Consider the following 25,004-nt stretch of genomic DNA (forward strand, 5'->3'; position numbering starts at 1 on the left):
GTTGCTGGGTGTTGGCTGCCTACCAGCAACACCAATTACTTTGGGTATATCAGAATGCTGCTTTCTATTTTGCCGTGGAATATCATAGAGATATTTAAGTATCTATCCCTGATTTCTCTACTGAAAAATAGCGTGAAGATACGGTAATTAACCTTAACGTTGTCCCTCGGTTTTTGCCAATACTAACGTGCGTTGTGTTTAAATGTTGCGTACATGTACGCATATATTTATTGCCGGGCCATACGGCCAGTTGATGGAACAAAATCAGTATTGGAGCGCCAAGGGTTGATATCCAGTCCGCCACGGCGGGTATAACGAGCATAGACCGACAGTGTTTCAGGCTGACAAAAACGCATTATGTCGTTGAAGATACGCTCTACACACTGTTCGTGAAATTCATTATGGTGCCGGAAAGAGACCAGATAGCGTAGCAGTGCCTCTCGGTTAATCTGTGGGCCACTGTAGCTGATTTGTACTGATCCCCAATCTGGCTGGTGGGTAATCAGGCAGTTGGATTTGAGCAGATGGCTAACCAGGCTCTCTTCTACTCTGTTGGCCGTGGTAGCCCCTTGCAGATAATCGGCGCTAAATTCATAGCTATTGATACGAATATCCTGTTGGTCGAGACATTCGCCCGAGAAATCGGCAATGGGTTGATGTGTTATTTCATTGAGTTGATATAGCGTGACACTGACATCACCTTGAGCGCAGGCCGCCAAATCGCGTTGCAATGTGGCGCGAACACTTTCCCAATCAGCAAACACGGTTTGGTTAAAACTGTTGAGATAGAGTTTAAAGCTTTTGGATTCAATCAGATTAGTACTATCCGCATTCAGGCTGATTTCACCCACGGCAACTTGTGGCAGGCCATTACTGTTTAGCCAAGACAATTCATAGAGCGTCCAGATATCTGCACCATGAAAGGGCAGGTTATCTGGATATAAACCGAGAGGTTCACGGTTCATGCTGCGTGGCACAGCTTGCAACAAGGTGACGTCATAGTGATCGCGATAAGCGGTTGGTTTGCCCAGCGTCAGTTCCGCCAGAGCCTTATGGTCTTGATATGAAGACATGCTGTTCCCATGATGAGAGAAAGGTACAATAGCTTTAGTTTATCAATTTATGCCGCGTTTAACTGCATTTCTGAGTGGGGGTAACACTCAGAAATGCAGCGCAAGCCGCCGCGATACTGAGAATCGAGAATGGACCAGAATGTTTCAACGGCACTGAATAGCTTTACCCAACGTTATATCAATCTATGGCAGCAGCAGACCGGGCATCTGCCCGCCAGTGAAGAACTTTATGGTGTTCCTTCACCTTGCATCGTGGAAACTCAGGACAGCCAGGTATTTTGGTTGCCACAGCCAGCGGTTGCCGATGCCACATTGGCTAATATTGAACGGGCGTTGGAGATTCAGCTTCACCCGGATATTCATGCGTTTTACACCTGCCAATATGCTGGCGACATGATGGCTGATTTAGGTGATCACCGTTTTACGCTGCTACAAGTGTGGAGCGAAGATGATTTTATCCGTTTACAGGAGAATCTAATTGGTCATCTGGTCACGCAAAAAAGGCTGAAACTCTCGCCAACGCTGTTTTTAGCAACCACCGAGTCAGAGATGACAATGGCTTCATTGTGCAATGTCACAGGTAATGTGGTGTTAGAGCAATTTGGTAGTAGTAAGCGCACCCTGCTGGCATCGACTCTCATACATTTTCTTGATGCATTGCGTCCAGTATTACCTGAATAAGCGAGTGGTTATTGTTTATTCTAGTCAAGTCGGTGTGCGAGATCTCTCACACCGGCTGTGAGACATAACTTCTATTCTTTAACTGTAAAGTTTTTGTGTCAAATTTATCTTCAATAAAATCATTTTGTTATAAACGTTCATTTTTTATATGTAAAAGTATCAGCATCATTATTCTTACAGTGCCTTGCCACCCTTTGTCGATTAAGCGATCCTTCTAATCGCCGGATAGGATCTGGCGGAGAAGGACGGTATCTGGATGCTACCACTTCAGGATGAAGAACACTGGGACTGCTTAGGACGAGTGAAGGGATGTTTCAGGATGGAACAAAGGACACCTCCAGGATGGAGATTGAGAGCCGGTTCAGGATGAATGGTGGGTTAGGATAACCTCAGGATTAGCATCGGGATGGTGTAGGACACTGCGACGGATTGCTGGTTAGGATAACCACACGGAAAAGTTTTCATGGATTGAGCAGGGAGCATCACTTTTAGCGGGATAGCTATGAAACGAATTGAGGGGTACTGGTAAAACAGTACCCCTTTTTTTATGCTTATTTTGCCCAATATCCTTCTGTTGTCTATGGCGTGAGTTTGGGCATCGCCTTCTTCAATGGTATGCTTGGCCGCCGTTGGACCAGCCCGGCGAATGGCTGTTTTTTGGTTGAGAGCATAATCATGAGTATAGAAAATCAGGTGCGTCAGAACTTACGGGATATTGAGCTTGCCATGCGAGCAATTGATCTTTGGCAAGTTGTTCCACCGCCAGCGGCAGCCTTCGAAAGTAATGAGCCTTTCAGTATCGATACCATGGATGCCGAGCAGTGGTTGCAATGGGTACTGATTCCCCGAATGTATGCATTGCTGGAATCGAATAACCCACTTCCGACACGTTTCGCCATTACGCCATACTTTGAAGAGGCATTAAGTGGTGATAGTCGGCCAGATTGCACCATACTGCTGGCACAATTACAGTGTCTCGATGATCTGTTGAATAAAGAAAGTAACTAATGCTGGAAATAATTTACCAAGATGAATATATAGTTGCGGTGAATAAACCCGCCGGTTGGCTGGTTCACCGTAGTTGGTTGGACAGTAATGAAACCGTATTTGTGATGCAAACGGTGCGCGACCAGATTGGCCAGCATGTTTATACCGTCCACCGTCTGGATCGCCCAACATCAGGTGTGCTGCTGATGGCGTTATCCAGTGATGTTGCCCGTGCTCTTTCGGCGCAGTTTGAACAGCACCAGATTCAGAAAATATACCATGCGGTGGTTCGTGGCTATGTGCTGGAAGGTGGTACGGTTGATTACGCGATGAGCGAAGAACTGGATAAAATCGCGGATAAACATTCCAAACAAGATAAAGCACCACAACCGTCAGTTACCCACTATCAGCCTTTGGCTCAAGTGGAAGTTCCTGTTGCTATTGGGCGCTATGACACATCACGCTTCAGTTTATTGGAGCTGAAACCGGAAACAGGGCGTAAGCATCAGTTACGGCGACATATGGCACATATACGCCACCCAATTATTGGTGATAGTGCCCACGGTGATTTGCGTCAGAATAGAGGCATTGCCCAACACTTTGATTGCTCACGGCTCATGTTGCACGCTAGCCATTTACAATTGAATCATCCAGTTACTGGTGAGGTGCTTTCGCTTACGGCGCGTTGGGATGAATCCTGGCAAGGCTTGATGTCACACTTTGGCTGGTTGGGTATTACCCCTTATCTTGAAAGGGTTGAGTTTCCGGCGACCGAAGGTCAGGATAGTGAATAATTTTTTCTGGTTAAAAGGGAATATCTTTTATGGCTCAGGTCGGGATTTTTGTCGGCACTGTCTACGGTAATGCGTTGTTAGTGGCGGAAGAAGCTGAAAACATACTGAAAGAGCAGGGGCATGAGGTAACACTGTTTGAAGAGGGGACTTTAGAAGCCTGGCAGTATTATCGTCAACATTATGCACTGGTTATCACATCTACTACCGGACAAGGCGACTTCCCTGACAGCATAGCAGCACTGTTCGTCGCTGTTCGTGATCAGGTAGGGTTTCAGCCAGAGCTACGTTATGGCGTCATTGCACTAGGTGACAGCAGTTATGATAATTTCTGCGGCGCAGGGCGAGCATTTGATGAACTGCTGCAAGAGCAAGGGGCGACCCGGATTGGTGAACGACTGGATATTGACGCGATGGAACACCCTGAGCCAGAAGTGGTTTCAGCGTTGTGGGTAGAAAAATGGGGCCGCTTGCTTAAGTAACATAGCTTCTGCTCAATGACGTATTGTGGCGTGCAGTGTGCTGCCACAATACGTGTTCAGCTAGATTTAGCGGCCATTGGTCAGCTTTTCTAAATCTGATTCAATTTCTGAAATCTTATTGGCGACAACGCTTTCTAAATGGCGTAAGTCATCCAGGATTTTGCGTTTCAAATCCACTTCAATCTGATCGCGCTTACACAGTTGATCCAACTCATCAATGACGTAACGGAGATTAGGATTGATTTCATTGATTTCTTTGTAACCATGTCCAGCGTTATCCGCCACTACAGTTTTGCGTTGGCGTGGATATTTGAATTTCACACTCTTAGCAAAAAACTCGCCTTTATCTTTGCGGAAATAAATTTTCAGAATGTCGTTATTGGCCTCCTGACGCAGGCTATAGCGATCGACATCTTCTGGTTGTGTGATTCCTAAGCTTTTCAGATTGTCATACATAGCGCCACCTTTTTGATTTTATATTCCACAGTTTATGATTATGACGGTAAATTTCGCCAAAGTATGTGATTGCAGGCGATAACTTCACAAAGCAAAAAAATAGCGGGTGATTAGCCCGCTATATTCATCTTAGTCGATGGTGCGTAATAACTCATTAATACCGACTTTTCCACGGGTTTTCGCGTCAACTTTCTTCACGATAACTGCACAGTACAGGCTGTAGCTACCGTCTTTCGAGGGCAGGTTACCGGAAACGACAACAGACCCGGCCGGAACGCGGCCATAGTGAATTTCACCAGTTTCACGATCGTAAATACGGGTGCTTTGCCCAATAAATACGCCCATAGAGATAACGGAACCTTCTTCGACGATAACCCCTTCAACCACTTCTGAACGCGCACCGACAAAGCAGTTATCTTCAATGATGGTTGGGTTGGCTTGCAGTGGCTCAAGCACGCCACCAATGCCGACACCACCGGACAAGTGCACATTCTTACCAATTTGCGCGCAAGAACCGACAGTTGCCCAGGTATCGACCATGGTGCCTTCATCAACGAAAGCGCCAATATTCACATAAGAAGGCATCAGTACGGTATTACGAGCGATAAATGCGCCTTTACGTACGGTTGCTGGTGGTACGACACGGAAGCCTTCACGTTGGAACCGCGCTTCATCGTAACCGGCGAATTTCATTGGTACTTTGTCGTAGTAACGCGTTTCTGCGCCTTCCATGACCTGATTATCATTGATACGGAAAGACAGCAGTACCGCTTTCTTCAGCCATTGATGGGTAACCCACTGGCCGTCAATCTTTTCTGCCACCCGTAGTGCACCGGTATCAAGCAGATCAATCACGTGGTTAATCGCTTCGCGGGTTACGGTATCAACGTTGGCCGGCGTGATATCTGCACGGCGTTCGAAGGCGGTTTCAATAACGTTCTGTAGTTGCTGCATCCTGTTCCCTTCAAAATGGGTTGTAAGAAAAATTAATGACTAAAAAGTTATTTGTATCACAGTTTATCGTTCGGATTGAGGGTATCTGTCAACCGTTGTGCTAATTCGCGGCGGGTTTCAATACTTAAAGCGCGGCGATCTTTGTCTGCTAATACAAATAAATCCTCCACCCGCTCGCCAATAGTTGTGATACGTGCGCTATGCAGCGATAACCCTAAATCTGCAAATATCCCACCTACCCGAGCCAGTAAGCCCGGCTGGTCCAGTGCAATTAGCTCCAGATAAGTACGGCGCTCGTTATGGGTTGGCAAGAAATTGGTTTCAGTCGGTACACTGAAATGCCGTAATTTAGGTGATAACCGCCTGACGCGCGGATGTTGATAATTCGGCTGGGTCATCGCTTGTTCTAAGGCATGACTAATGATGGGATGTCTATCTTGAGCCAGTGGACTGCCATCTGGCTCCAATACGATAAAGGTATCCATCGCCATACCATCACGGTTGGTGAAAATCTGTGCATCATGAACACTCAGATTGCGGCGATCCAGCTCACCGACCACCGCAGCAAACAGTGATGGGCGGTCAGGGCTCCAGATGAATATTTCGGTTCCCCCCCGTGTTGCCTGACGGCTAACTAACACCAGTGGCTTGGTTGAGTCATGCTCTAATAAGTGGCGGGCATGCCAGGCTAATTGATTGGGTGAATGACGCAGGAAATAATCAGCCCGGCAGCGGCTCCAGATGCGGTGCAATGCTTCTTCATCGATATTATCCATCCGCAGCAGCGCCAGAGCTTGTAGCCGGTGGTGACGGACACGTTCGCGCAAATCCGGGCTGTTTTGCATACCACGGCGTAACTGTTTTTCTGTAGCGAAATAAAGTTCGCGTAACAGGCTCTGTTTCCAGCTATTCCACAAATTTTCATTGGTGGCGCAAATATCAGCCACCGTCAGACTGACTAAATAGCGCAAGCGAGTTTCGCTTTGTACTTCGGCGGAGAATTGCTGAATAACCGCAGGGTCCTGAATATCCCGACGCTGAGCTGTCACTGACATCAAGAGATGGCAACGAACTAACCAAGCCACAAGTTGAGCTTCGCGCGAGTTAAGGCCGTGCTGCTCGGCAAATTCCAATACGTCGTGAGCGCCCAGTATTGAATGGTCGCCCCCACGCCCTTTGGCAATATCGTGGAACAGCGCTGCTAGCAACAATAATTCAGGTTGAGGCAGGCGTGGGTAAAGCTCGACGCAGAGAGGATGGCGTGGCCGGGTTTTTTCATCGGCAAAGCTTTCGAGTTTAAGTAACACGCGGATAGTGTGCTCATCTACGGTGTAGGCGTGAAACAGGTCAAACTGCATCTGGCCAACGATACTGCCCCATTGTGGCATATAGGCCCACAGCACGCTGTGGCGATGCATCGGTAATAATGCTCGGGAAACCGCACCTGGGTGGCGCAAAATGGCCATGAATAGCTTGCGGGCTTCAGGAATGTTACATAAAGGCTGTTTCAGATGCCGCCGGGCATGGCGTAAGCGGCGTACTGTGGTGGAATATATGCCTTTGATATCCTGATTGCGCACCATCAGATAGAACATGCGCATAATAGCTTCAGGCTGCTGGATAAATAAGTTCTCATCACGCAGATCTATCAAATCCCCGCGTAACTGAAATTCATCATCCAGTGGACGTGGTTTTTCATTGGTACCCAGCGCCAATATGGCTTCGTCAAACAGTTGTAGCAGCATGTTGTTCAGTTCGCTGACCCGGCGCGTCATACGATAAAAATCTTTCATCATCCGTTCGACCGGTTCATTGCCTTCGCCCTGATATTGCAAAAGCTGAGCCACACTCAGTTGGCGGTCAAACAGCAGGCGGTTATCGTAGCGAGTTAATACCAAATGCAGCGCGAAACGGATGCGCCACAGAAAACTCTGGCTTTCAATCAGCTCATTGCGCTCAGCTTTGGTCAGAAAACCGAAATCAACCATCTCACTTAAGGATGTGGCACCAAAATGGCGGCGGGCTACCCATTGTAGGGTGTGGATATCCCGTAACCCACCAGGGCTACTTTTAATATCAGGCTCTAGGTTATAACTGGTGCCATGGTAGCGTTTATGCCGTTCTTGTTGTTCGGTGATTTTGGCATGGAAAAATTGCGGAGAGGGCCAGAAATTGTCGCTGAAAATGTGCTTCTGCATCTGTAAAAACAGGGCTACATCACCGCAAATCAAGCGTGACTCAATCATATTGGTGGCGACAGTGAGGTCGGCTAACCCCTCGAGCAAACACTCTTCCAGTGTGCGCACGCTGTGGCCGACTTCCAGTTTCAGGTCCCATAGCAAAGTGATCAACTGGCCGACGCGTTGCGCATCTTCATCGCTTAGACGCTGCCTGCTGAGAACCAATACATCAATATCTGATAAGGGGTGTAGTTCACCACGGCCATAGCCGCCCACAGCAACCAGCGCGGTTTCAGCCACATCATCAAAGCCATAGAAGGTCCACAGCCGCCGTAACAGGCGGTCAATGTAATCACTGCGCGCAGCAATTAATATCTCGGCACTGATTCCGCCATTGAATGCTTCCGCCTGCCAAAGTTGGAAAGTCTCAAGCCGCTGTTTGAGAATCGGGCAATTAAGGTCACTATCGAGATAAGTGCTCGGTGGTGCGGGCTGCTCAGGAATGACCTTCGGTACCGCAGGGGATACAGAGTGCTCGGTGTGATTGTCAGACATATGTTTACCCGATAAATGCGACCTGATAAAAAGACGCAGCCCATAAAAAAGCCGGCGGCTGCCGGCTTGTCATTATTACTCGTGCGTTATGATGTTGGGGATGGTGTCATCCTTTCGCAACGTCATTATTTCGCAGCCGTTATCGGTTACCACAATAGTATGCTCATACTGTGCCGACAAGCTGCGATCTTTAGTTTTTACCGTCCAGCCATCTTTCATGGTACGAATTCGGTAATCCCCTGCGTTGACCATAGGCTCAATGGTGAAAGCCATACCAGTTTGTAGGATTACGCCACCGTCGTCTGCATCGTAGTGCAGCACTTGTGGTTCTTCATGGAAACCTTCGCCAATACCGTGGCCACAATATTCACGCACCACAGAAAAGTTCTCTGCTTCCACAAATTTTTGGATCTCTTTACCCAGAGTGCGCAGGCGGATACCCGGTTTGACCATTTTGATTGCCAGGTACAGGCTCTCTTGAGTGACGCGGCACAGGCGCTCACCTAAAATGGTCGGTTTGCCGACGATAAACATTTTTGATGTATCGCCATGGAAACCGTCTTTAATAACAGTCACGTCGATATTGACGATGTCACCGTCTTTCAACACTTTCTCATCACTTGGAATGCCGTGACAAATAACTTCATTAATGGAAATACAAACCGATTTAGGAAAGCCGTGGTAACCCAGACAAGCAGAGATAGCCTGCTGATGGTTGGTGATATGATCGTGGCAGATACGATCGAGTTCACCAGTGGTTACCCCCGGTTTTACGTGAGGTTCAATGATCTCCAGCACTTCAGCAGCCAGGCGGCCAGCAACGCGCATTTTTTGAATATCTTCAGGTGTTTTTATTGAGATTGCCATGCAAAAGTGTCCGTAGGGGCTGTGAATACCAACCAGCCGCCGTAATATGAATAAGCAGGTAATAAATATCATATACCCTAAATAACCTGTCGCTAATGGTACCAGCCCTGCAATTAGCTGCCAAACTTTCGTTTGCAGTGACGACACTAAATGCAACAAAAGTTGGTGTGTTGCGGCTGTTTATGGTATAAAGCGCGCCGGCAAACCGCACTATTATGTTGTCGTTTCAGGTCCGATTTCAGGGCATGTCCTGATGGCAGGTAGCTGTTTAGCTGAGTAATACCAATCGCACTCATATGTGTAAATAACACACACGTGTCGACACATACGCCGGGGTGCCCTAAAGTTTTTGATGATTATCAATTTCTTATGGGGTCGGCGTTATGGGGCACGTGGAGGCATAACCCCAACTGATACTATAGAGGTTTTAATCATGGCAACTGTTTCCATGCGCGACATGCTCCAGGCCGGTGTTCACTTCGGTCACCAGACCCGTTACTGGAACCCGAAAATGAAGCCTTTCATCTTCGGCGCACGTAACAAAGTTCACATCATCAACCTGGAAAAGACCGTACCAATGTTCAACGAAGCTCTGGCTGAATTGAAAAAGATCTCTTCCCGTAAAGGTAAGATCTTGTTCGTTGGTACTAAACGCGCAGCAAGCGAAGCGGTAAAAGACGCTGCCAACAACTGCGACCAGTTCTTCGTGAACCATCGCTGGTTGGGCGGGATGCTGACTAACTGGAAAACTGTTCGTCAGTCCATCAAACGTTTGAAAGATTTGGAAATCCAGTCTCAAGACGGCACCTTTGACAAGCTGACCAAAAAAGAAGCGCTGATGCGTACTCGTGAACTGAACAAGCTGGAAAACAGCCTGGGCGGTATCAAAGACATGGGCGGTTTACCAGACGCTCTGTTTGTTGTTGATGCTGATCACGAACACATCGCTATCAAAGAAGCTAACAACCTGGGTATCCCGGTATTCTCTATCGTTGATACTAACTCCGATCCAGATGGCGTTGACTTCATCATCCCAGGTAACGATGACGCGATCCGTGCAGTTAAACTGTACCTGAACGCCGTTGCTACTGCCGTCACTGAAGGTCGTTCTCAAGATCTGGCCGTTCAAGCGGAAGAAAGCTTCGTAGAAGCTGAATAATAAGTCAGGCTCGTTGGAGCCCTTATTAACCAGGTATTGAAATATGTTGGTTAGGGGGCCTTTATAGGCCCCCTTTGCGTATCTAATGTGAGATCTTGTTTTCACAAGAGAACCGAGGAAATTTAAATGGTTGCTATTACCGCTGCTTTGGTAAAAGAACTGCGTGAGCGTACTGCCGCAGGCATGATGGAATGTAAAAAGGCGTTGGTTGAAGCTAACGGCGACATCGAGCTTGCCATCGACAATATGCGTAAATCTGGTCAGGCTAAAGCTGCTAAGAAAGCAGGCCGTATCGCTGCTGAAGGCATCATCCTGGCTCAACTTTCAGCCGACGGTAAGTTCGGTGTGATTCTGGAACTGAACTGCGAAACTGACTTTGTTGCTAAAGATGCTGGCTTCAAAGCATTTGGCGAAGAAGTTATCAACGCAGCTCTGGCTGACAAAATCACTAATATCGACGTTCTGAAAGCTAAGTTTGAAGAGCAACGCGCCAATCTGGTAGCTAAAATCGGCGAGAACATCAATATTCGTCGTATTGCTGCTCTGGAAGGCGATGTTCTGGGTACTTATCTGCACGGCGCTCGTATCGGCGTTATGGTTGCAGCAACTGGCGCTGATGAAGAGCTGGTTAAGCACATTGCTATGCACATTGCTGCAAGCAAACCAGAATATGTTAAGCCAGACGATGTTCCTGCTGAAGTTGTTGCTCGCGAGCACCAAATCCAGTTGGACATTGCTATCGAATCCGGCAAACCACGTGAAATTGCTGAGAAGATGGTTGAAGGCCGTATGCGTAAGTTCACCGGCGAAGTTTCTCTGACTGGTCAGAACTTCGTTATGGACCCAAGCAAAACCGTTGGTGATTTGTTGAAAGAGAACAAAGCTGACGTAACAAACTTCATCCGCTTCGAAGTGGGCGAAGGCATTGAGAAAGTTGAGACTGACTTTGCTGCTGAAGTTGCAGCAATGAGCAAACAGTCTTAATGCTAAAAATGGGGCCGCCAATCGGCGGTTCCATTTTATCCACTCGATACCCGTCATACTTCAAATTACAGGTGCGTTGACTGCTTTCGTTCACTTCAGTCACTTACTTATGTAAGCTTCTGAGGATTCGCTCAGTTGTCGTCTTCCTGCAACTCGAATTATTTAGGGTATAAGCTTAGTCCTGTCAGTTTTCAGCGCACGGTATTGCTTTGAACATTTGACGGTCAAGTTCCCAATATTTATTACTGCTGCTTAGGACAGAACACCATGGCAACCAATGCAAAACCCGTATATCAGCGTATCCTGCTTAAGCTTAGCGGCGAAGCCCTGCAAGGCGCGGAAGGTTTTGGTATCGACGCAAGCGTTTTGGATCGCATGGCTCAAGAAGTTAAAGAGCTGGTCGAATTGGGCATTCAGGTCGGTGTGGTCATTGGCGGTGGTAACCTATTCCGCGGTGCCGGTTTGGCACAGGCTGGGATGAACCGCGTAGTGGGCGACCACATGGGAATGCTGGCTACCGTAATGAACGGCCTGGCAATGCGAGATGCACTGCACCGTGCCTATGTGAACGCCCGCCTGATGTCTGCTATTCCACTTAATGGTGTGTGTGATAATTACAGTTGGGCTGAAGCTATCAGCTTGCTGCGTCATAACCGTGTGGTGATTTTTGCCGCAGGTACAGGTAACCCTTTCTTCACCACCGATTCCGCGGCCTGTCTGCGTGGTATCGAGATCGAAGCTGATGTGGTGCTGAAAGCGACGAAAGTTGATGGAGTTTACTCCGCAGATCCGGTTAAAAACCCTGACGCAACACTGTTTGAGCAGCTAACCTATCAGGATGTTCTGGAGCGCGAGCTAAAAGTTATGGATCTGGCGGCCTTCACTTTGGCCCGTGATCATAACTTGCCAATTCGTGTTTTCAATATGAACAAACCTGGCGCTCTGCGTCGCGTGGTGATGGGTGAGAATGAAGGGACGTTGATCACTAAAGAAGTGACAGCGATCGCTAAATAAGCGGCAGCCTGTATTGTCAGGGGCATGCGGCTTTCAGATATGCCCCCAATGCCTGCAACTGTTGGTTTGTATATTCACCGGCTATACTCATGCTATGGCCTGCCAAGTAACCAGTTTCCAAGGGTTCACAACGTGATTAACGAAATTAGAAAAGATACTGAAGTGCGTATGGAAAAATGCTTTGAAGCTTTCCAAAACCATATCAGTAAGATCCGTACCGGTCGTGCTTCTCCAAGTATTCTTGATGGCATTCAGGTTGAGTATTATGGCACTGCTACGCCATTGCGCCAGTTGGCTAACATTGTGGTTGAAGACTCCCGTACTCTGGCATTGACCGTGTTTGACCGCAGCCTTAGCGCCGCGGTTGAGAAAGCGATCATGACCTCCGATTTAGGGCTGAATCCTTCTTCCGCGGGTACCGTTATTCGTGTTCCACTGCCAGCATTGACAGAAGAGCGCCGTAAAGACTTGATCAAAGTTGTTCGTGCAGAAGCAGAGCAGGGCCGTGTATCGATTCGTAACGTGCGCCGTGATGCTAACGAAAAAGTGAAAGCTTTGCTGAAAGATAAAGAGATCAGTGAAGATGAAGACCGCCGTTCTCAGGATGATATCCAAAAACTGACCGATGCTTTTATCAAGAAAGTTGATACTGCATTAGCGGCTAAAGAAGCTGAGTTGATGGATTTCTAATTCTGACTGACAAAAAACAGAGCGTCGCTTAGGTGGCGCTTTGTTTTTAGCAGGATCACTATTTTGCCGATTCACTAGGTTAGTAGAGTCATGCGATATCGGCAGTAATACGCTATAAAATTGGGCCGAGGATATTTATTAGACCACCTGTTATTCGGGTCGGTTGCGCTCTCGCCTATCATAAAAACAGTTATTCAGAGCACTCTCATGAAGCAACTGACTATTCTTGGTTCTACTGGCTCCATCGGTAACAGCACTTTGGGTGTTGTCCGCGCTAATCCCGAATTATTCAACGTTACTGCACTTGTGGCTGGTCGCAATGTCGAGCAGATGGCAATGCAATGCCTCGAGTTTTCTCCTCGCTATGCCGCGATGTCAGATGAAATATCGGCCAAAGCGTTGCGCCAGTTATTGGCTGAGCACGGTTCGAAAACCGAAGTTTTTCATGGTGAAAAAGCGGCCGGTGAACTGGCTGCGTTAGACGATATTGATCAAGTGATGGCGGCAATTGTCGGTGTGGCAGGCCTGTCTTCAACGCTGGCGGCTATTCGTGCAGGTAAACAGGTATTACTGGCTAACAAAGAGTCACTGATTACCTGCGGCAAGCTTTTCATGGATGAAGTGAAACACAGCCATGCACAACTGCTGCCAATCGACAGCGAACATAATGCGATTTTTCAGAGTTTACCTGAGAAAATTCAGCGTAAACTAGGCTACTCTTCACTAAGTGAGAATGGCGTCTCGCGCATTATTTTAACTGGCTCGGGTGGCCCACTACGTGAAATACCTTTATCGCAATTTGCCGATGTCACACCAGATCAGGCTTGTGCTCATCCAAACTGGTCTATGGGGCGCAAAATTTCAGTCGACTCTGCGACTATGATGAATAAAGGGCTTGAATATATCGAGGCCCGTTGGTTATTTAATGCCAGCGCAGAGCAGGTAGAGGTTATTTTACATCCTCAATCTGTCATTCACTCGATGGTGCGTTATCACGATGGTAGTGTACTGGCCCAGATGGGGACCCCAGACATGCGTACCCCGATTGCACATGCGATGGCGTACCCAATGCGGGTTAATTCTGGTGTTGCACCACTCGATTTTTGCCAGATACGCGAACTGACGTTCGCTGCGCCGGATTATCAGCGTTATCCTTGCCTAAAATTGGCAATCGATGCTTCTAATGCAGGCCAGGCAGCAACGACGGCACTGAATGCCGCGAACGAAATATCCGTTATGGCATTTTTAGCTTCACGCATTCGTTTCACTGATATTGCAGCCATCAACCTTAGGGTTGTGGAACAGTTATCATTGGCTGAACCCACTAGTGTGGATGAGGTGCTGATCATTGATCGTCAAGCCCGTGATACGGCAGCTCAAGCAATAGAAAAATTGAATCATTAAGTTGTATTGGCTGTTTTGGGAATTTGTTAGGGCAAGGCTGAGATGGTATAGTCTGCACCGTCAATAGATAGATAGACTGTTGATTAGTGGCCCAATAGGTATTTAAACCGTCTATTTTGGCTGTCACTTAAGAAGCCGTGACTTGGTACACGGCTTTTTTTGTGGGCTTACTGCCTAATGTTCGGGACGAACAATTGATTTATTGAGGAAATGAGTTCGCATTATGTCGTCTGTAAATGAAGATAGGGCTAACTTGTGCCCCCTGATTCCGCGTCATGTCGCTATCATTATGGATGGTAATGGGCGTTGGGCTAAAAATCGGGGTAAATTAAGGGTCTTCGGTCATAAAGCGGGAGTGAAATCAGTTCGTCGTGCAGTAAGTTTTGCTGCCAATCATCATTTGGATGCGCTCACGCTTTATGCTTTCAGTAGTGAAAACTGGAATCGCCCTGCTCAGGAAGTCACCGCTCTGATGGAGCTTTTTGTTCGTGCGCTGGACAGTGAAGTAAAAAGTCTGCATAAACATAATGTTCGTTTATCTGTTATTGGTGATATCAGTCGATTTAGTGAACGTTTACAACAACGGATCCGTCGCTCAGAAGCGCTAACTGCCGACAATGACGGTCTGAAACTCAACATCGCTGCCAATTATGGTGGCCGTTGGGATATTATTCAGGGTGTGCGCCATCTAGCTGAGCAAGTACAGCAAGGTGAGTTGCAGCCCACAGATATCAGTGAAGAATCGCTAAACTCGCATATCTGCCTGCATGAGCAATCTGAGGTGGATTTAGTGATCAGAACCGGTGGTGAACATCGCATCAGTAATTTTTTGTTATGGCAAATTGCCTATGCTGAACTTTACTTTACTGATGTACTCTGGCCTGATTTTGATGAACATGTCTTTGAAGGTGCGCTGAATGCATTTGCACAACGCGAGCGTCGCTTCGGGGGAACTACACCTATCGATGCCACTGCATCCTAGGGGGAACTTTTGCTGAAGTATCGTCTCATAACTGCTTTGATTTTGATTCCGGTTGTCATTGGTGCCCTGTTCCTGCTTCCGCCGGTTGGTTTTGCTATTGTTACTCTCTTTGTCTGTATGCTTGCAGCCTGGGAGTGGGGGCAATTAGCTGGGTTCGCCAGTCGTTCTCAGCGTATTTGGTTAGCCATACTTTGTGGTTTTCTACTGATCTCAATGCTGCTTAGCCTTCCTGCCTATCAGCATTCTGCTCATCTACCACAAGTGAGTGTCCCTCTCTGGCTCTCTATGGGCTGGTGGGTCGCAGCATTGCTGTTGGTGCTTACTTACCCACGCTCTGCGGCGTTGTGGCGCGATTCACGTCTGTTACGTATAATTTTCGGCGTTCTGACTATTGTTCCCTTTTTCTGGGGCATGGTGGCATTACGTCAGTATGGTTATGAGCAGAACCACCATATCGGCGCCTGGTGGCTGCTGTATGTGATGCTTTTGGTATGGGGTGCGGATTCTGGCGCTTACATGTTTGGTAAATTATTCGGTAAACATAAATTAGCGCCTAAAGTATCACCAGGTAAAACCTGGGAAGGATTAATTGGCGGTTTACTGACATCAGCTCTGATATCATGGTTGTTCGGTCGTTATGCTCCGTTGGATATCATCCCGGAAAAACTGTTAATCTGTTCCGTGGTGGCTGCATTGGCCTCAGTACTTGGCGATTTGACCGAAAGTATGTTTAAACGTGAAGCGGGAATCAAAGACAGTGGTCATCTGATTCCTGGTCATGGTGGGATACTGGATCGTATCGATAGCCTGACCGCAGCTGTGCCGGTATTTGCCTGCTTAATGCTGTTAGTGTTTTAATCCGTCACTGACGGGGAGTTTAGGGAATATGATGAGCATACTCTGGAGCCTGGCCGCGTTTATTATCGCACTGGGGATCTTAATTACAGTGCATGAGTTCGGTCACTTTTGGGTGGCGCGGCGCTGTGGTGTCCGTGTCGAACGCTTTTCGATTGGTTTCGGTAAAGCGCTGTGGCGTCGGACGGATCGTCAAGGTACCGAGTATGTTATCGCCCTTATCCCGCTGGGCGGCTATGTTAAGATGCTAGATGAGCGTGTTGAAGCTGTTGCTCCTGAGCTTCGTCATCAATCTTTTAATAATAAAACTGTTTTGCAACGCGCGGCAATCGTCAGCGCGGGCCCTATTGCCAACTTCCTTTTTGCTGTCATTGCTTACTGGCTGGTGTTTATCATTGGTGTGCCAAGTGTGCGCCCGGTAGTGGGTGACATTTCGCCACAATCCATTGCTGCACAAGCCAATATTTCTCCAGGAATGGAACTTAAGTCTGTAGATGGTATCGAAACGCCTGACTGGGATTCTGTTCGTTTGGCCCTCGTCGGCAAAATCGGTGATAAACAAACACAGGTGGGTGTGGCACCATTTGGTTCTGCTAATGTGGTGCAAAAGACACTGGATCTACAACAGTGGCAGTTCGAGCCTGATAAGCAAGATCCTGTCGTGGCGTTGGGTATTATTCCACGAGGCCCGCAGATTGAATCTGTCTTGGCTGAAGTTCAAACCGGGTCTGCGGCACAAAAGGCAGGTTTACAAGCAGGGGATAGGATAGTTAAAGTTGGTGGTCAGCCACTGGATCGTTGGCAAACATTTGTTTTACAGGTTCGTGATAACCCCGGTAAGCCACTGGTGTTAGATATTGAAAGGGGTGGTACCCCCTTGTCTTTAACCTTAATACCAGATACAAAATCGGTTGGAGAAAACCGCAATGAAGGTTTTGCGGGTGTAGTGCCGAAAGTTATACCGCTTCCGGATGAATATAGAACGATTCGCCAATATGGCCCGTTCACGGCACTCTACCAAGCTGGGGATAAAACCTGGCAGTTGATGCGGTTGACGGTAGGCATGTTGGGTAAACTGATTACTGGTGATGTTAAACTGAATAACTTGAGTGGCCCGATATCTATTGCACAAGGCGCTGGGGTTTCAGCTGAGTACGGATTGGTGTATTACCTGATGTTTTTGGCACTAATCAGTGTCAACTTGGGCATTATCAATTTGTTCCCGTTACCGGTATTAGATGGTGGACATCTGCTCTTCCTGGCGATAGAAAAGCTGAAGGGTGGGCCGGTTTCTGAGCGAGTACAGGACTTCAGTTATCGCATCGGCTCGATTTTGCTGGTGTTATTAATGGGGCTTGCACTTTTCAATGATTTCTCCCGTCTTTAACGGCTGGGGATAGGTTAGGAAGAACGCATAACAACGATGGCGATGAAAAAGTTGCTCATAGCGTCGCTGCTGTTTGGCAGCGCCACCGTATACGGTGCAGACGGGTTCGTAGTGAAAGATATTCATTTCGAAGGCCTGCAACGGGTCGCCGTCGGTGCGGCGTTACTTAATATGCCGGTTCGCGTAGGCGATACCGTCAGTGATGATGACATCGGTAAAACTATCCGTGCGTTGTTTGCTACAGGCAACTTCGAGGACGTTCGTGTCCTGCGCGATGGTGATACGCTGATTGTTCAAGTCAAAGAACGCCCAACGATTGCCAGCATCACTTTCTCCGGTAACAAAGCGGTGAAAGATGACATGCTTAAGCAGAATCTGGAAGCCTCTGGCGTCCGGGTTGGCGAAGCCCTGGACCGTACCACTATATCCAGCATTGAAAAAGGACTCGAAGACTTCTACTACAGTGTGGGTAAATACAGCGCTTCAGTGAAGGCTGTTGTTACACCGCTACCGCGTAATCGTGTTGATATCAAACTGGTCTTTACCGAAGGTGTCTCTGCAAAAATTCAGCAGATTAACATCGTAGGTAACCACAGTTTCACAACTGATGAGCTTATCTCACGCTTCCAATTGCGTGATGAAGTGCCATGGTGGAACGTGGTTGGTGATCGTAAATATCAGAAGCAGAAGCTAGCCGGTGATCTCGAAATCTTGCGCAGCTTCTACTTAGATCGCGGTTACGCCCGATTTAATATCGATTCTACTCAGGTGAGTTTGACGCCAGATAAAAAAGGCATCTATATCACCATCAACATTACCGAAGGCGATCAATACAAGCTTAATAGCGTTGTTGTGAGCGGTAATCTTGCAGGGCATCAATCTGAAGCGGATAAGCTGGCAGCGATTGAACCGGGTGAATTGTTTAACGGCAGTAAAGTCACACGCATTGAAGAAGACATCAAGAAGATGTTGGGCCGCTATGGCTATGCTTATCCGCGTGTGGTCTCTCAACCAGAAATTAACGATGCTGATAAAACAGTCAAACTGCATATCAACGTAGATGCGGGTAACCGTTTCTATGTCCGCAATGTTCGTTTCGAAGGTAATGACACCAGTAAAGACTCCGTATTGCGCCGTGAAATGCGCCAGATGGAAGGTGCATGGTTGGGTAATGATCAGGTCGAAGCGGGCAAAGAACGTTTAAACCGTCTGGGCTATTTCGAAACCGTTGATGTTGAAACTCAACGTGTTCCAGGAACTGCTGATCAGGTCGATGTCACTTATAAAGTCAAGGAACGCAATACCGGTAGTTTAAACTTTGGTATTGGTTACGGCACAGAAAGTGGTGTCAGCTTCCAGGTTGGGGTTCAGCAAGATAACTGGTTGGGTACTGGTAATACCGTCGGTATTAATGGTACGAAGAACGACTATCAGACTTATGCTGAATTTACCTTAACTGACCCTTACTTCACCGTTGATGGTGTAAGTCTGGGCGGGCGTATCTTCTATAATGATTTTAAAGCAGATAACGCAGACCTGTCTGGCTATACCAACAGCAGTTATGGTATTGACGGTACTTTAGGCTTCCCAATTAATGAGAATAACTCATTACGGGTTGGTTTAGGTTACGTCCATAACTCCCTGTCTGACATGGAACCACAAGTCGCGATGTGGCGATATCTTGACTCTGTTGGTCAAGATCCTAATCTGACTGATCGTGCCAGCTTCACAGCGGATGACTTCACACTGAATCTGGGTTGGACTTATAACAACCTTGACCGTGGTTTCTTCCCAACGTCAGGGGTTAAATCATCAGTTAATACCAAAGTGACGGTACCTGGCTCTGATAACGAGTTCTATAAAATCACTTTCGATACATCTGCTTACCAACCGTTAGATGAAGATCATTCATGGGTGCTCTTAGGCCGTGGTCGCTTGGGTTATGGCGACGGTATCGGTTCGAAAGAGATGCCATTCTATGAGAACTTCTATGCCGGTGGTTCCAGCACTGTCCGTGGTTTCCGATCAAATAATATCGGTCCTAAAGCGGCATACTATAATGCTAATGGGACCATCAGAGATTCAACCGATGCGGTTGGTGGTAACGCGATGGCGGTGGCCAGTTTAGAACTGATTACACCGACGCCGTTTATCAGTGAAAAATACTCAAACTCTGTACGGACCTCCTTCTTCATTGACTCAGGTACTGTATGGGATACTAACTGGGAAAATACCGCACTGACGCGTGCTGCTGGTGTACCTGATTACAGTAAGGCGAGTAATATTCGTGTGTCTGCCGGTGTGTCATTACAATGGATGTCGCCATTGGGTCCATTAGTGTTCTCATATGCTAAACCGGTTAAAGATTACGAAGGTGATAAGTCAGAGCAATTCCAGTTTAACATTGGTAAGACTTGGTAATTGATTGGCAAAGTAGTTCTGAATTTTAAAGACAGCACTGGTAGTTGAAATAACCTAAGGTAGCGCTAGTGAGTTTGGCGCTATTTTAGGCACTATTCAGTATTAAGTGCACTTCAAGGTGTCTCTGACACAAACGGGTAATGGTAAGGAGTTTATAGTGAAAAAGTGGTTGTGTGCCGCAGGTCTTGGTTTAGCATTGGCAGCTTCTGCCAGCGTTCAAGCCGCTGACAAGATTGCTATTGTTAACGTTTCCAGCATTTTCCAACAATTACCTGCGCGTGAAACCGTAGCTAAGCAGCTGGAGAATGAATTCAAAGGCCGTGCAACCGAACTGCAAGGAATGGAGCGCGACCTGCAAACTAAAATGCAGAAGCTGCAACGTGACGGTTCTACCATGAAAGCCAGTGATCGTACCAAGCTGGAAAGCGACGTAATGAAACAGCGTGAAACTTTCTCTACTAAAGCCCAGGCTTTTGAGCAAGATAATCGCCGTCGTCAGATGGAAGAGCGTAACAAAATTCTGAGCCGTATTCAGGATGCTGTTAAATCTGTTGCTAGCAAAGGTGGTTATGATGTGGTGATTGATGCAAATGCTGTTGCATATGCAGACCCTTCTAAAGATATCACTGCTGACGTGCTGAAACAGGTTAAATAAAACATGCCTTCAATTCGACTGGCTGATTTAGCTCAGCAGTTGGATGCACAGGTGTACGGTGATGGCGATCTCGTCATCACCGGCATCGCTTCTATGCATTCCGCCGAGCCTTCGCAAATCACGTTTTTGTCAAATAGCCGCTATCAAGAACAACTCGCTACTTGTAATGCAGGTGCGGTGGTATTGACTGAGGCTGACTTACCTTTCTGTAAATCTGCAGCTCTAGTGGTTAAAAATCCGTATTTAACCTATGCACGTATGGCTCAGATAATGGATACCACACCTCAACCGGCCCAGGATATTGCACCGAGTGCAGTTATCGCTCCACTGGTAACGTTGGGAGAGAAGGTTTCTATCGGTGCAAATGCAGTGATAGAGTCCGGTGTTGTGCTAGGCGATAATGTGGTTATCGGTGCTGGCTGCTTTATTGGCAAGAATACTCACATTGGTGCTGGTAGCCGTTTGTGGGCCAATGTTTCCGTTTATCATGAAGTTGTTATTGGGCAGAACTGCTTGATTCAATCCGGTACGGTCATTGGTGCAGATGGTTTTGGTTATGCAAATGATCGTGGTAATTGGATAAAAATTCCACAGCTCGGTTCAGTGCATATTGGTGACCGTGTTGAGATTGGCGCTTGTACCACGATTGACCGTGGTGCACTAGATAATACCATTATTGGTAATGGCGTCATCATTGATAACCAATGTCAGATTGCACATAACGTTGTGATTGGCGACAATACCGCAGTTGCGGGTGGTGTTATCATGGCAGGCAGTCTGAAAGTTGGCCGCTATTGTATGATAGGCGGCGCGAGTGTGATCAATGGTCATATGGAGATTTGTGACAAAGTCACCATCACCGGAATGGGAATGGTGATGCGCCCAATCACTGAACCTGGGTTATACTCCTCCGGCATTCCGTTACAACCAAATAAAGTTTGGCGCAAGACCGCTGCTTTAGTGATGAATATCGATGGAATTAATAAACGCTTAAAAGCTATTGAGCGTAAAATCGATAAAGAGTAGTCACTCAAGACTGATACTCTGAGTCAATAATTAAGCTTATTGGCAAGTGATGCCAAAAGTAGATACTTAAAGAAATTGGTGTCGCAGCCTGACAAAATAAATCAATCTTGATGAACTTATGTGGTCAAGTGATTCAGGTAAATACGTGCAGTTACGCCGTTGTTGCGTCAAGTTCGAAGGGTATACAGAGTTCCTAATTTGCGGCCTGCCTAATGCCTCCCTTTTGGGGCAGTGCAGGCCGTGTTGTTGATAGCATTAGTTTTTTAGACAGGAAGAGTATTTTGACTACTGACACTCATACTCTGCATATTGAAGAGATTTTGGATCTACTCCCGCACCGTTTTCCGTTCTTGCTGGTAGATCGTGTCCTTGATTTCGAAGAAGGAAAATTTCTGCGTGCAGTGAAGAACGTCTCTTTCAACGAGCCATTTTTCCAAGGCCATTTCCCGGGTAAACCTATCTTCCCAGGCGTGCTGATTTTAGAGGCGATGGCGCAGGCGACCGGTATCTTGGCATTTAAAAGCCGCGGTAAACTTGAGCCGGGTGAACTTTATTATTTTGCTGGCATTGATGAAGCTCGCTTCAAACGTCCGGTAGTGCCTGGTGATCAAATGATCATGGAAGTTCAGTTCGTTAAAGAACGCCGTGGTCTGACCCGTTTTACTGGTGTTGCGAAAGTCGATGGTGAAATCGTCTGTACTGCCACGATGATGTGTGCTCGTAGCAGACCAGTAACCCCACCAGCAGAAGCTGTTGTTGCAAAGTCTGTTGTTGTCGAACCCGCAGTTAAGGAGTCCTGATACGTGATTGACAAAACCGCCATTATCCATCCAAGTTCTATCGTCGAAGAAGGTGCCATTATTGGTGCCGGCGTTCGTATTGGCCCCTTCTGCTTTGTCGGATCTCAGGTGGAAATTGGCGCTGGCACGGAACTGAAATCCCATGTCGTCGTTAATGGTGTAACCAAGATTGGCTGTGACAATCAGATTTACCAATTTGCCTCCATTGGTGAGGCGAATCAGGATCTGAAATATGCAGGCGAGCCTACTCGCGTTGAGATCGGTTCGCGTAACCGTATCCGTGAAAGCGTATCTATCCACCGTGGTACGGTCCAAGGTGGTGGATTAACTAAAGTAGGCAGCGACAATTTGCTGATGATTAATGCCCATATCGCCCATGACTGTATCATTGGTGATCGTTGCATTCTTGCGAACAATGCAACTTTGGGTGGTCATGTGGAAATTGACGATTTTGCCATCATTGGCGGAATGACGGCTATCCATCAATTCTGCGTGATTGGTGCGCATGTGATGGTGGGCGGTTGTTCAGGCGTTGCTCAGGATGTGCCTCCTTATGTCATTGCTCAGGGCAACCATGCAACACCATTTGGTATCAATATTGAAGGGTTAAAACGTCGCGGTTTTGACAAAGAATCACTTCATGCGATCCGTAATGCTTACAAGTTGTTGTACCGCAGTGGTCGGACGCTGGATGAAGTGAAACCAGAAATTGCCGAATTGGCGGAGCAGGTTCCGGCGGTTAAGGCATTCAGTGATTTCTTTGCGCGCTCTACTCGCGGCATTATTCGCTAACTTATGCAAAATAGCCCATTAGCTGTTGATTGTCCGTCGAATACCGGGCGTCCTTTAACTATCGGTTTAGTCGCCGGAGAAACTTCTGGCGACATCTTAGGCGCTGGGTTGATTCGTGCGCTGAAAGCTCAGGTTCCCGATGCCCGCTTTGTTGGTGTTGCTGGGCCGTTGATGCAAGCTGAGGGATGTGAAGCCTGGTATGAGATGGAAGAGTTGGCAGTGATGGGCGTTGTTGAAGTATTAGAACGCTTGCCACGGTTACTCAAGATCCGCAAAGATCTGACCCAACGCTTTAGTGAACTCTCCCCAGATGTTTTCGTGGGTATCGATGCGCCTGATTTCAATATCACCCTCGAAGGGCGTTTGAAACAGCGTGGCATCCGAACCATTCATTATGTCAGCCCCTCTGTTTGGGCCTGGCGACAAAAACGCGTTTTCAAAATTGGTAAAGCGACCGATATGGTGTTGGCTTTTCTTCCTTTTGAAAAAGCGTTTTACGATCGTTTCAATGTTCCATGTCGCTTTATTGGTCATACCATGGCTGATGCCATGCCTTTAATCCCTGATAAGCAAGCGGCAAGAACAGAATTGGGGATTGCGTTACATGCGCCATGTCTGGCCCTGTTGCCGGGTAGTCGCCATTCAGAAGTGGAAATGCTCAGTGCCGATTTTCTGCGTACTGCTGCCATCTTGAGGCAACAGCTGCCTGAGCTGGAAGTGCTGGTTCCATTGGTTAACAGCAAGCGTCGTGAGCAGTTCGAACGAATTAAAGCTGAAATTGCCCCTGACTTATCCGTCCATTTATTAGATGGCAATGCCCGGGTGGCGATGATTGCCAGTGATGCTACCTTGCTCGCCTCGGGCACTGCGGCGTTGGAATGCATGTTGGCTAAATGCCCCATGGTGGTAGGTTATCGTATGAAACCCTTCACTTTCTGGTTAGCAGAACGATTAGTTAAAACACCTTATGTCTCATTACCGAATCTGTTGGCAGGCGAAGAGCTGGTGACAGAATTGTTGCAGCAAGAGTGCCAACCACAAACATTAGCCGATGCATTGTTACCGCTATTACAAGGTGGTGATGCAGTTGAGGCGTTAAAAGAACGTTTCCTGATTTTGCATCAGAGCATCCGTTGTGGCGCGGATGAACAGGCAGCACAGGCGGTATTGGAGTTAGCAGGTCGATGACAGATATTTTTATATACCCGCAGGCGAATTTTATTGCCGGTGTGGATGAAGTTGGCCGTGGCCCATTAGTGGGGGCTGTTGTCACTGCGGCGGTTATTCTCGATCCGACACGGCCAATTGTCGGTTTGGCAGACTCGAAAAAACTGAGTGAGAAGCGGCGTCTATCACTTTATGACGAAATTACGGATAAGGCCCTGTCCTGGAGCCTTGGTCGCGCTGAGCCAGAAGAGATTGATCACCTAAATATATTGCATGCAACAATGCTGGCAATGCAAAGAGCGGTAGCAGGATTACATATCACACCCGATTATGTGTTGATTGATGGTAATCGCTGTCCAAAACTGGCGATGCCGTCATTAGCCGTTGTAAAAGGGGACAGCCGAGTTGCAGAGATCAGTGCCGCCTCTATTCTGGCTAAAGTGACCCGTGATCGTGAAATGACTGAACTGGATCTCATTTTCCCCGAGTATGGTTTTGCGCAGCACAAAGGCTACCCGACAGCATTCCACCTGGAGCGGCTGGCAGCACTAGGCGCAACTGAGCACCATCGGCGCAGCTTTGGCCCGGTTAAGCGCGTGCTAGGGCTGATATAAGCCGGTATTGTCGCTGAAAGACACTCAT

At 47.5% G+C, this 25,004-nt stretch carries 24 protein-coding genes; 19 read left to right on the forward strand and 5 right to left on the reverse strand.

Going from position 1 to position 25,004, the window contains the following annotated elements; translation table 11 throughout:
• Nucleotides 1–227: 227 nt before the first annotated feature.
• A complete protein-coding gene (locus tag A6J66_021520; protein PNM26503.1) occupies nt 228–1,073 on the reverse strand; it encodes an NADPH-dependent 7-cyano-7-deazaguanine reductase QueF in 846 nt (281 codons plus the stop codon).
• A 129-nt stretch (nt 1,074–1,202) separates the two neighbouring features.
• Here A6J66_021520 and A6J66_021525 point away from each other — a divergent pair, with 129 nt between their 5' ends.
• The 4 genes from A6J66_021525 to A6J66_021540 all read left to right on the forward strand — a co-directional run bounded on the left by A6J66_021525 (nt 1,203) and on the right by A6J66_021540 (nt 4,014).
• The gene (locus tag A6J66_021525; protein ID PNM26504.1) at nt 1,203–1,754 is read left to right on the forward strand and encodes a SecY-interacting protein; all 552 of its coding nucleotides are present in this window, start codon (nt 1,203–1,205) and stop codon (nt 1,752–1,754) included.
• A 675-nt stretch (nt 1,755–2,429) separates the two neighbouring features.
• Nucleotides 2,430–2,762, forward strand: a complete 333-nt coding sequence (locus A6J66_021530) for a hypothetical protein (protein PNM27116.1) — start codon at nt 2,430–2,432, stop codon at nt 2,760–2,762.
• Nucleotides 2,762–3,535: a tRNA pseudouridine(65) synthase TruC gene (locus tag A6J66_021535; protein ID PNM26505.1), complete on the forward strand. Its 774-nt coding sequence runs from the start codon at nt 2,762–2,764 to the stop codon at nt 3,533–3,535. The genes A6J66_021530 and A6J66_021535 overlap by 1 nt, the downstream gene beginning before the upstream one ends.
• Nucleotides 3,536–3,564: 29 nt before the next feature.
• Complete coding sequence (locus tag A6J66_021540) at nt 3,565–4,014, forward strand: flavodoxin (GenBank protein ID PNM26506.1); 450 nt, start codon at nt 3,565–3,567, stop codon at nt 4,012–4,014.
• Between the two features lie 66 nt (nt 4,015–4,080).
• Here A6J66_021540 and A6J66_021545 read toward each other — a convergent pair whose 3' ends face one another.
• The 4 genes from A6J66_021545 to map form a co-directional block, all read right to left on the reverse strand.
• Complete coding sequence (locus A6J66_021545; GenBank protein ID PNM26507.1) at nt 4,081–4,470, reverse strand: hypothetical protein; 390 nt, start codon at nt 4,468–4,470, stop codon at nt 4,081–4,083.
• 129 nt (nt 4,471–4,599) lie between these two features.
• Nucleotides 4,600–5,424 carry a 2,3,4,5-tetrahydropyridine-2,6-dicarboxylate N-succinyltransferase gene (gene dapD, locus A6J66_021550; GenBank protein PNM26508.1) on the reverse strand — a complete coding sequence of 275 codons (825 nt, stop codon included), beginning with the start codon at nt 5,422–5,424 and terminating at the stop codon, nt 4,600–4,602.
• 56 nt (nt 5,425–5,480) lie between these two features.
• Nucleotides 5,481–8,159, reverse strand: a complete 2,679-nt coding sequence (locus A6J66_021555; GenBank protein PNM26509.1) for a bifunctional uridylyltransferase/uridylyl-removing protein GlnD — start codon at nt 8,157–8,159, stop codon at nt 5,481–5,483.
• Nucleotides 8,160–8,234: 75 nt separating this feature from the next.
• Nucleotides 8,235–9,026: a type I methionyl aminopeptidase gene (map, locus tag A6J66_021560; GenBank protein PNM26510.1), complete on the reverse strand. Its 792-nt coding sequence runs from the start codon at nt 9,024–9,026 to the stop codon at nt 8,235–8,237.
• Nucleotides 9,027–9,459: 433 nt separating this feature from the next.
• Between map and rpsB the strand changes: the two genes are divergently transcribed.
• From rpsB to A6J66_021635, 15 genes are all read left to right on the forward strand, one after another.
• The gene (gene rpsB, locus A6J66_021565) at nt 9,460–10,185 is read left to right on the forward strand and encodes a 30S ribosomal protein S2 (GenBank protein ID PNM27117.1); all 726 of its coding nucleotides are present in this window, start codon (nt 9,460–9,462) and stop codon (nt 10,183–10,185) included.
• 126 nt (nt 10,186–10,311) lie between these two features.
• The gene (tsf, locus tag A6J66_021570; protein ID PNM26511.1) at nt 10,312–11,169 is read left to right on the forward strand and encodes an elongation factor Ts; all 858 of its coding nucleotides are present in this window, start codon (nt 10,312–10,314) and stop codon (nt 11,167–11,169) included.
• A 267-nt stretch (nt 11,170–11,436) separates the two neighbouring features.
• Nucleotides 11,437–12,183 carry a UMP kinase gene (locus A6J66_021575; GenBank protein ID PNM26512.1) on the forward strand — a complete coding sequence of 249 codons (747 nt, stop codon included), beginning with the start codon at nt 11,437–11,439 and terminating at the stop codon, nt 12,181–12,183.
• A 132-nt stretch (nt 12,184–12,315) separates the two neighbouring features.
• On the forward strand, nt 12,316–12,873 hold the full coding sequence (locus tag A6J66_021580) for a ribosome recycling factor (GenBank protein PNM26513.1): 558 nt from the start codon (nt 12,316–12,318) through the stop codon (nt 12,871–12,873).
• A gap of 207 nt (nt 12,874–13,080) precedes the next feature.
• Entirely contained in the window at nt 13,081–14,277 is a 1,197-nt protein-coding gene (locus A6J66_021585; protein ID PNM26514.1) for a 1-deoxy-D-xylulose-5-phosphate reductoisomerase, read from the forward strand.
• A gap of 223 nt (nt 14,278–14,500) precedes the next feature.
• On the forward strand, nt 14,501–15,259 hold the full coding sequence (locus tag A6J66_021590; GenBank protein ID PNM26515.1) for a (2E,6E)-farnesyl-diphosphate-specific ditrans,polycis-undecaprenyl-diphosphate synthase: 759 nt from the start codon (nt 14,501–14,503) through the stop codon (nt 15,257–15,259).
• A 9-nt stretch (nt 15,260–15,268) separates the two neighbouring features.
• Nucleotides 15,269–16,117 carry a phosphatidate cytidylyltransferase gene (locus tag A6J66_021595; protein ID PNM26516.1) on the forward strand — a complete coding sequence of 283 codons (849 nt, stop codon included), beginning with the start codon at nt 15,269–15,271 and terminating at the stop codon, nt 16,115–16,117.
• A gap of 28 nt (nt 16,118–16,145) precedes the next feature.
• Nucleotides 16,146–17,501: a sigma E protease regulator RseP gene (locus tag A6J66_021600; GenBank protein PNM26517.1), complete on the forward strand. Its 1,356-nt coding sequence runs from the start codon at nt 16,146–16,148 to the stop codon at nt 17,499–17,501.
• Nucleotides 17,502–17,537: 36 nt separating this feature from the next.
• Nucleotides 17,538–19,922, forward strand: coding sequence for an outer membrane protein assembly factor BamA (bamA, locus tag A6J66_021605; protein ID PNM26518.1), 2,385 nt, complete (start codon nt 17,538–17,540; stop codon nt 19,920–19,922).
• A 157-nt stretch (nt 19,923–20,079) separates the two neighbouring features.
• The gene (locus A6J66_021610; GenBank protein ID PNM26519.1) at nt 20,080–20,577 is read left to right on the forward strand and encodes a molecular chaperone Skp; all 498 of its coding nucleotides are present in this window, start codon (nt 20,080–20,082) and stop codon (nt 20,575–20,577) included.
• Between the two features lie 3 nt (nt 20,578–20,580).
• Nucleotides 20,581–21,603, forward strand: coding sequence for a UDP-3-O-(3-hydroxymyristoyl)glucosamine N-acyltransferase (gene lpxD, locus A6J66_021615; protein PNM26520.1), 1,023 nt, complete (start codon nt 20,581–20,583; stop codon nt 21,601–21,603).
• Nucleotides 21,604–21,884: 281 nt separating this feature from the next.
• Nucleotides 21,885–22,403, forward strand: coding sequence for a 3-hydroxyacyl-[acyl-carrier-protein] dehydratase FabZ (fabZ, locus tag A6J66_021620; GenBank protein PNM26521.1), 519 nt, complete (start codon nt 21,885–21,887; stop codon nt 22,401–22,403).
• 3 nt (nt 22,404–22,406) lie between these two features.
• The gene (locus tag A6J66_021625) at nt 22,407–23,195 is read left to right on the forward strand and encodes an acyl-ACP--UDP-N-acetylglucosamine O-acyltransferase (protein ID PNM26522.1); all 789 of its coding nucleotides are present in this window, start codon (nt 22,407–22,409) and stop codon (nt 23,193–23,195) included.
• Nucleotides 23,196–23,198: 3 nt separating this feature from the next.
• Entirely contained in the window at nt 23,199–24,383 is a 1,185-nt protein-coding gene (locus A6J66_021630; protein ID PNM26523.1) for a lipid-A-disaccharide synthase, read from the forward strand.
• The gene (locus A6J66_021635) at nt 24,380–24,976 is read left to right on the forward strand and encodes a ribonuclease HII (GenBank protein PNM26524.1); all 597 of its coding nucleotides are present in this window, start codon (nt 24,380–24,382) and stop codon (nt 24,974–24,976) included. The genes A6J66_021630 and A6J66_021635 overlap by 4 nt, the downstream gene beginning before the upstream one ends.
• Nucleotides 24,977–25,004 lie beyond the last annotated feature (28 nt).

It is taken from the genome of Yersinia enterocolitica, from assembly GCA_002082245.2.
GTDB lineage: Bacteria > Pseudomonadota > Gammaproteobacteria > Enterobacterales > Enterobacteriaceae > Yersinia > Yersinia enterocolitica_E.

Bases quoted from the DNA above. Each gene is read 5' to 3' on its own strand.
- A6J66_021520 (PNM26503.1), bottom strand. From the start codon at position 1,073: ATGTCTTCATATCAAGACCATAAGGCTCTGGCGGAACTGACGCTGGGC.
- A6J66_021525 (PNM26504.1), top strand. From the start codon at position 1,203: ATGGACCAGAATGTTTCAACGGCACTGAATAGCTTTACCCAACGTTAT.
- A6J66_021530 (PNM27116.1), top strand. From the start codon at position 2,430: ATGAGTATAGAAAATCAGGTGCGTCAGAACTTACGGGATATTGAGCTT.
- A6J66_021535 (PNM26505.1), top strand. From the start codon at position 2,762: ATGCTGGAAATAATTTACCAAGATGAATATATAGTTGCGGTGAATAAA.
- A6J66_021540 (PNM26506.1), top strand. From the start codon at position 3,565: ATGGCTCAGGTCGGGATTTTTGTCGGCACTGTCTACGGTAATGCGTTG.
- A6J66_021545 (PNM26507.1), bottom strand. From the start codon at position 4,470: ATGTATGACAATCTGAAAAGCTTAGGAATCACACAACCAGAAGATGTC.
- dapD (PNM26508.1), bottom strand. From the start codon at position 5,424: ATGCAGCAACTACAGAACGTTATTGAAACCGCCTTCGAACGCCGTGCA.
- A6J66_021555 (PNM26509.1), bottom strand. From the start codon at position 8,159: ATGTCTGACAATCACACCGAGCACTCTGTATCCCCTGCGGTACCGAAG.
- map (PNM26510.1), bottom strand. From the start codon at position 9,026: ATGGCAATCTCAATAAAAACACCTGAAGATATTCAAAAAATGCGCGTT.
- rpsB (PNM27117.1), top strand. From the start codon at position 9,460: ATGGCAACTGTTTCCATGCGCGACATGCTCCAGGCCGGTGTTCACTTC.
- tsf (PNM26511.1), top strand. From the start codon at position 10,312: ATGGTTGCTATTACCGCTGCTTTGGTAAAAGAACTGCGTGAGCGTACT.
- A6J66_021575 (PNM26512.1), top strand. From the start codon at position 11,437: ATGGCAACCAATGCAAAACCCGTATATCAGCGTATCCTGCTTAAGCTT.
- A6J66_021585 (PNM26514.1), top strand. From the start codon at position 13,081: ATGAAGCAACTGACTATTCTTGGTTCTACTGGCTCCATCGGTAACAGC.
- A6J66_021590 (PNM26515.1), top strand. From the start codon at position 14,501: ATGTCGTCTGTAAATGAAGATAGGGCTAACTTGTGCCCCCTGATTCCG.
- A6J66_021600 (PNM26517.1), top strand. From the start codon at position 16,146: ATGATGAGCATACTCTGGAGCCTGGCCGCGTTTATTATCGCACTGGGG.
- bamA (PNM26518.1), top strand. From the start codon at position 17,538: ATGGCGATGAAAAAGTTGCTCATAGCGTCGCTGCTGTTTGGCAGCGCC.
- lpxD (PNM26520.1), top strand. From the start codon at position 20,581: ATGCCTTCAATTCGACTGGCTGATTTAGCTCAGCAGTTGGATGCACAG.
- A6J66_021630 (PNM26523.1), top strand. From the start codon at position 23,199: ATGCAAAATAGCCCATTAGCTGTTGATTGTCCGTCGAATACCGGGCGT.
- A6J66_021635 (PNM26524.1), top strand. From the start codon at position 24,380: ATGACAGATATTTTTATATACCCGCAGGCGAATTTTATTGCCGGTGTG.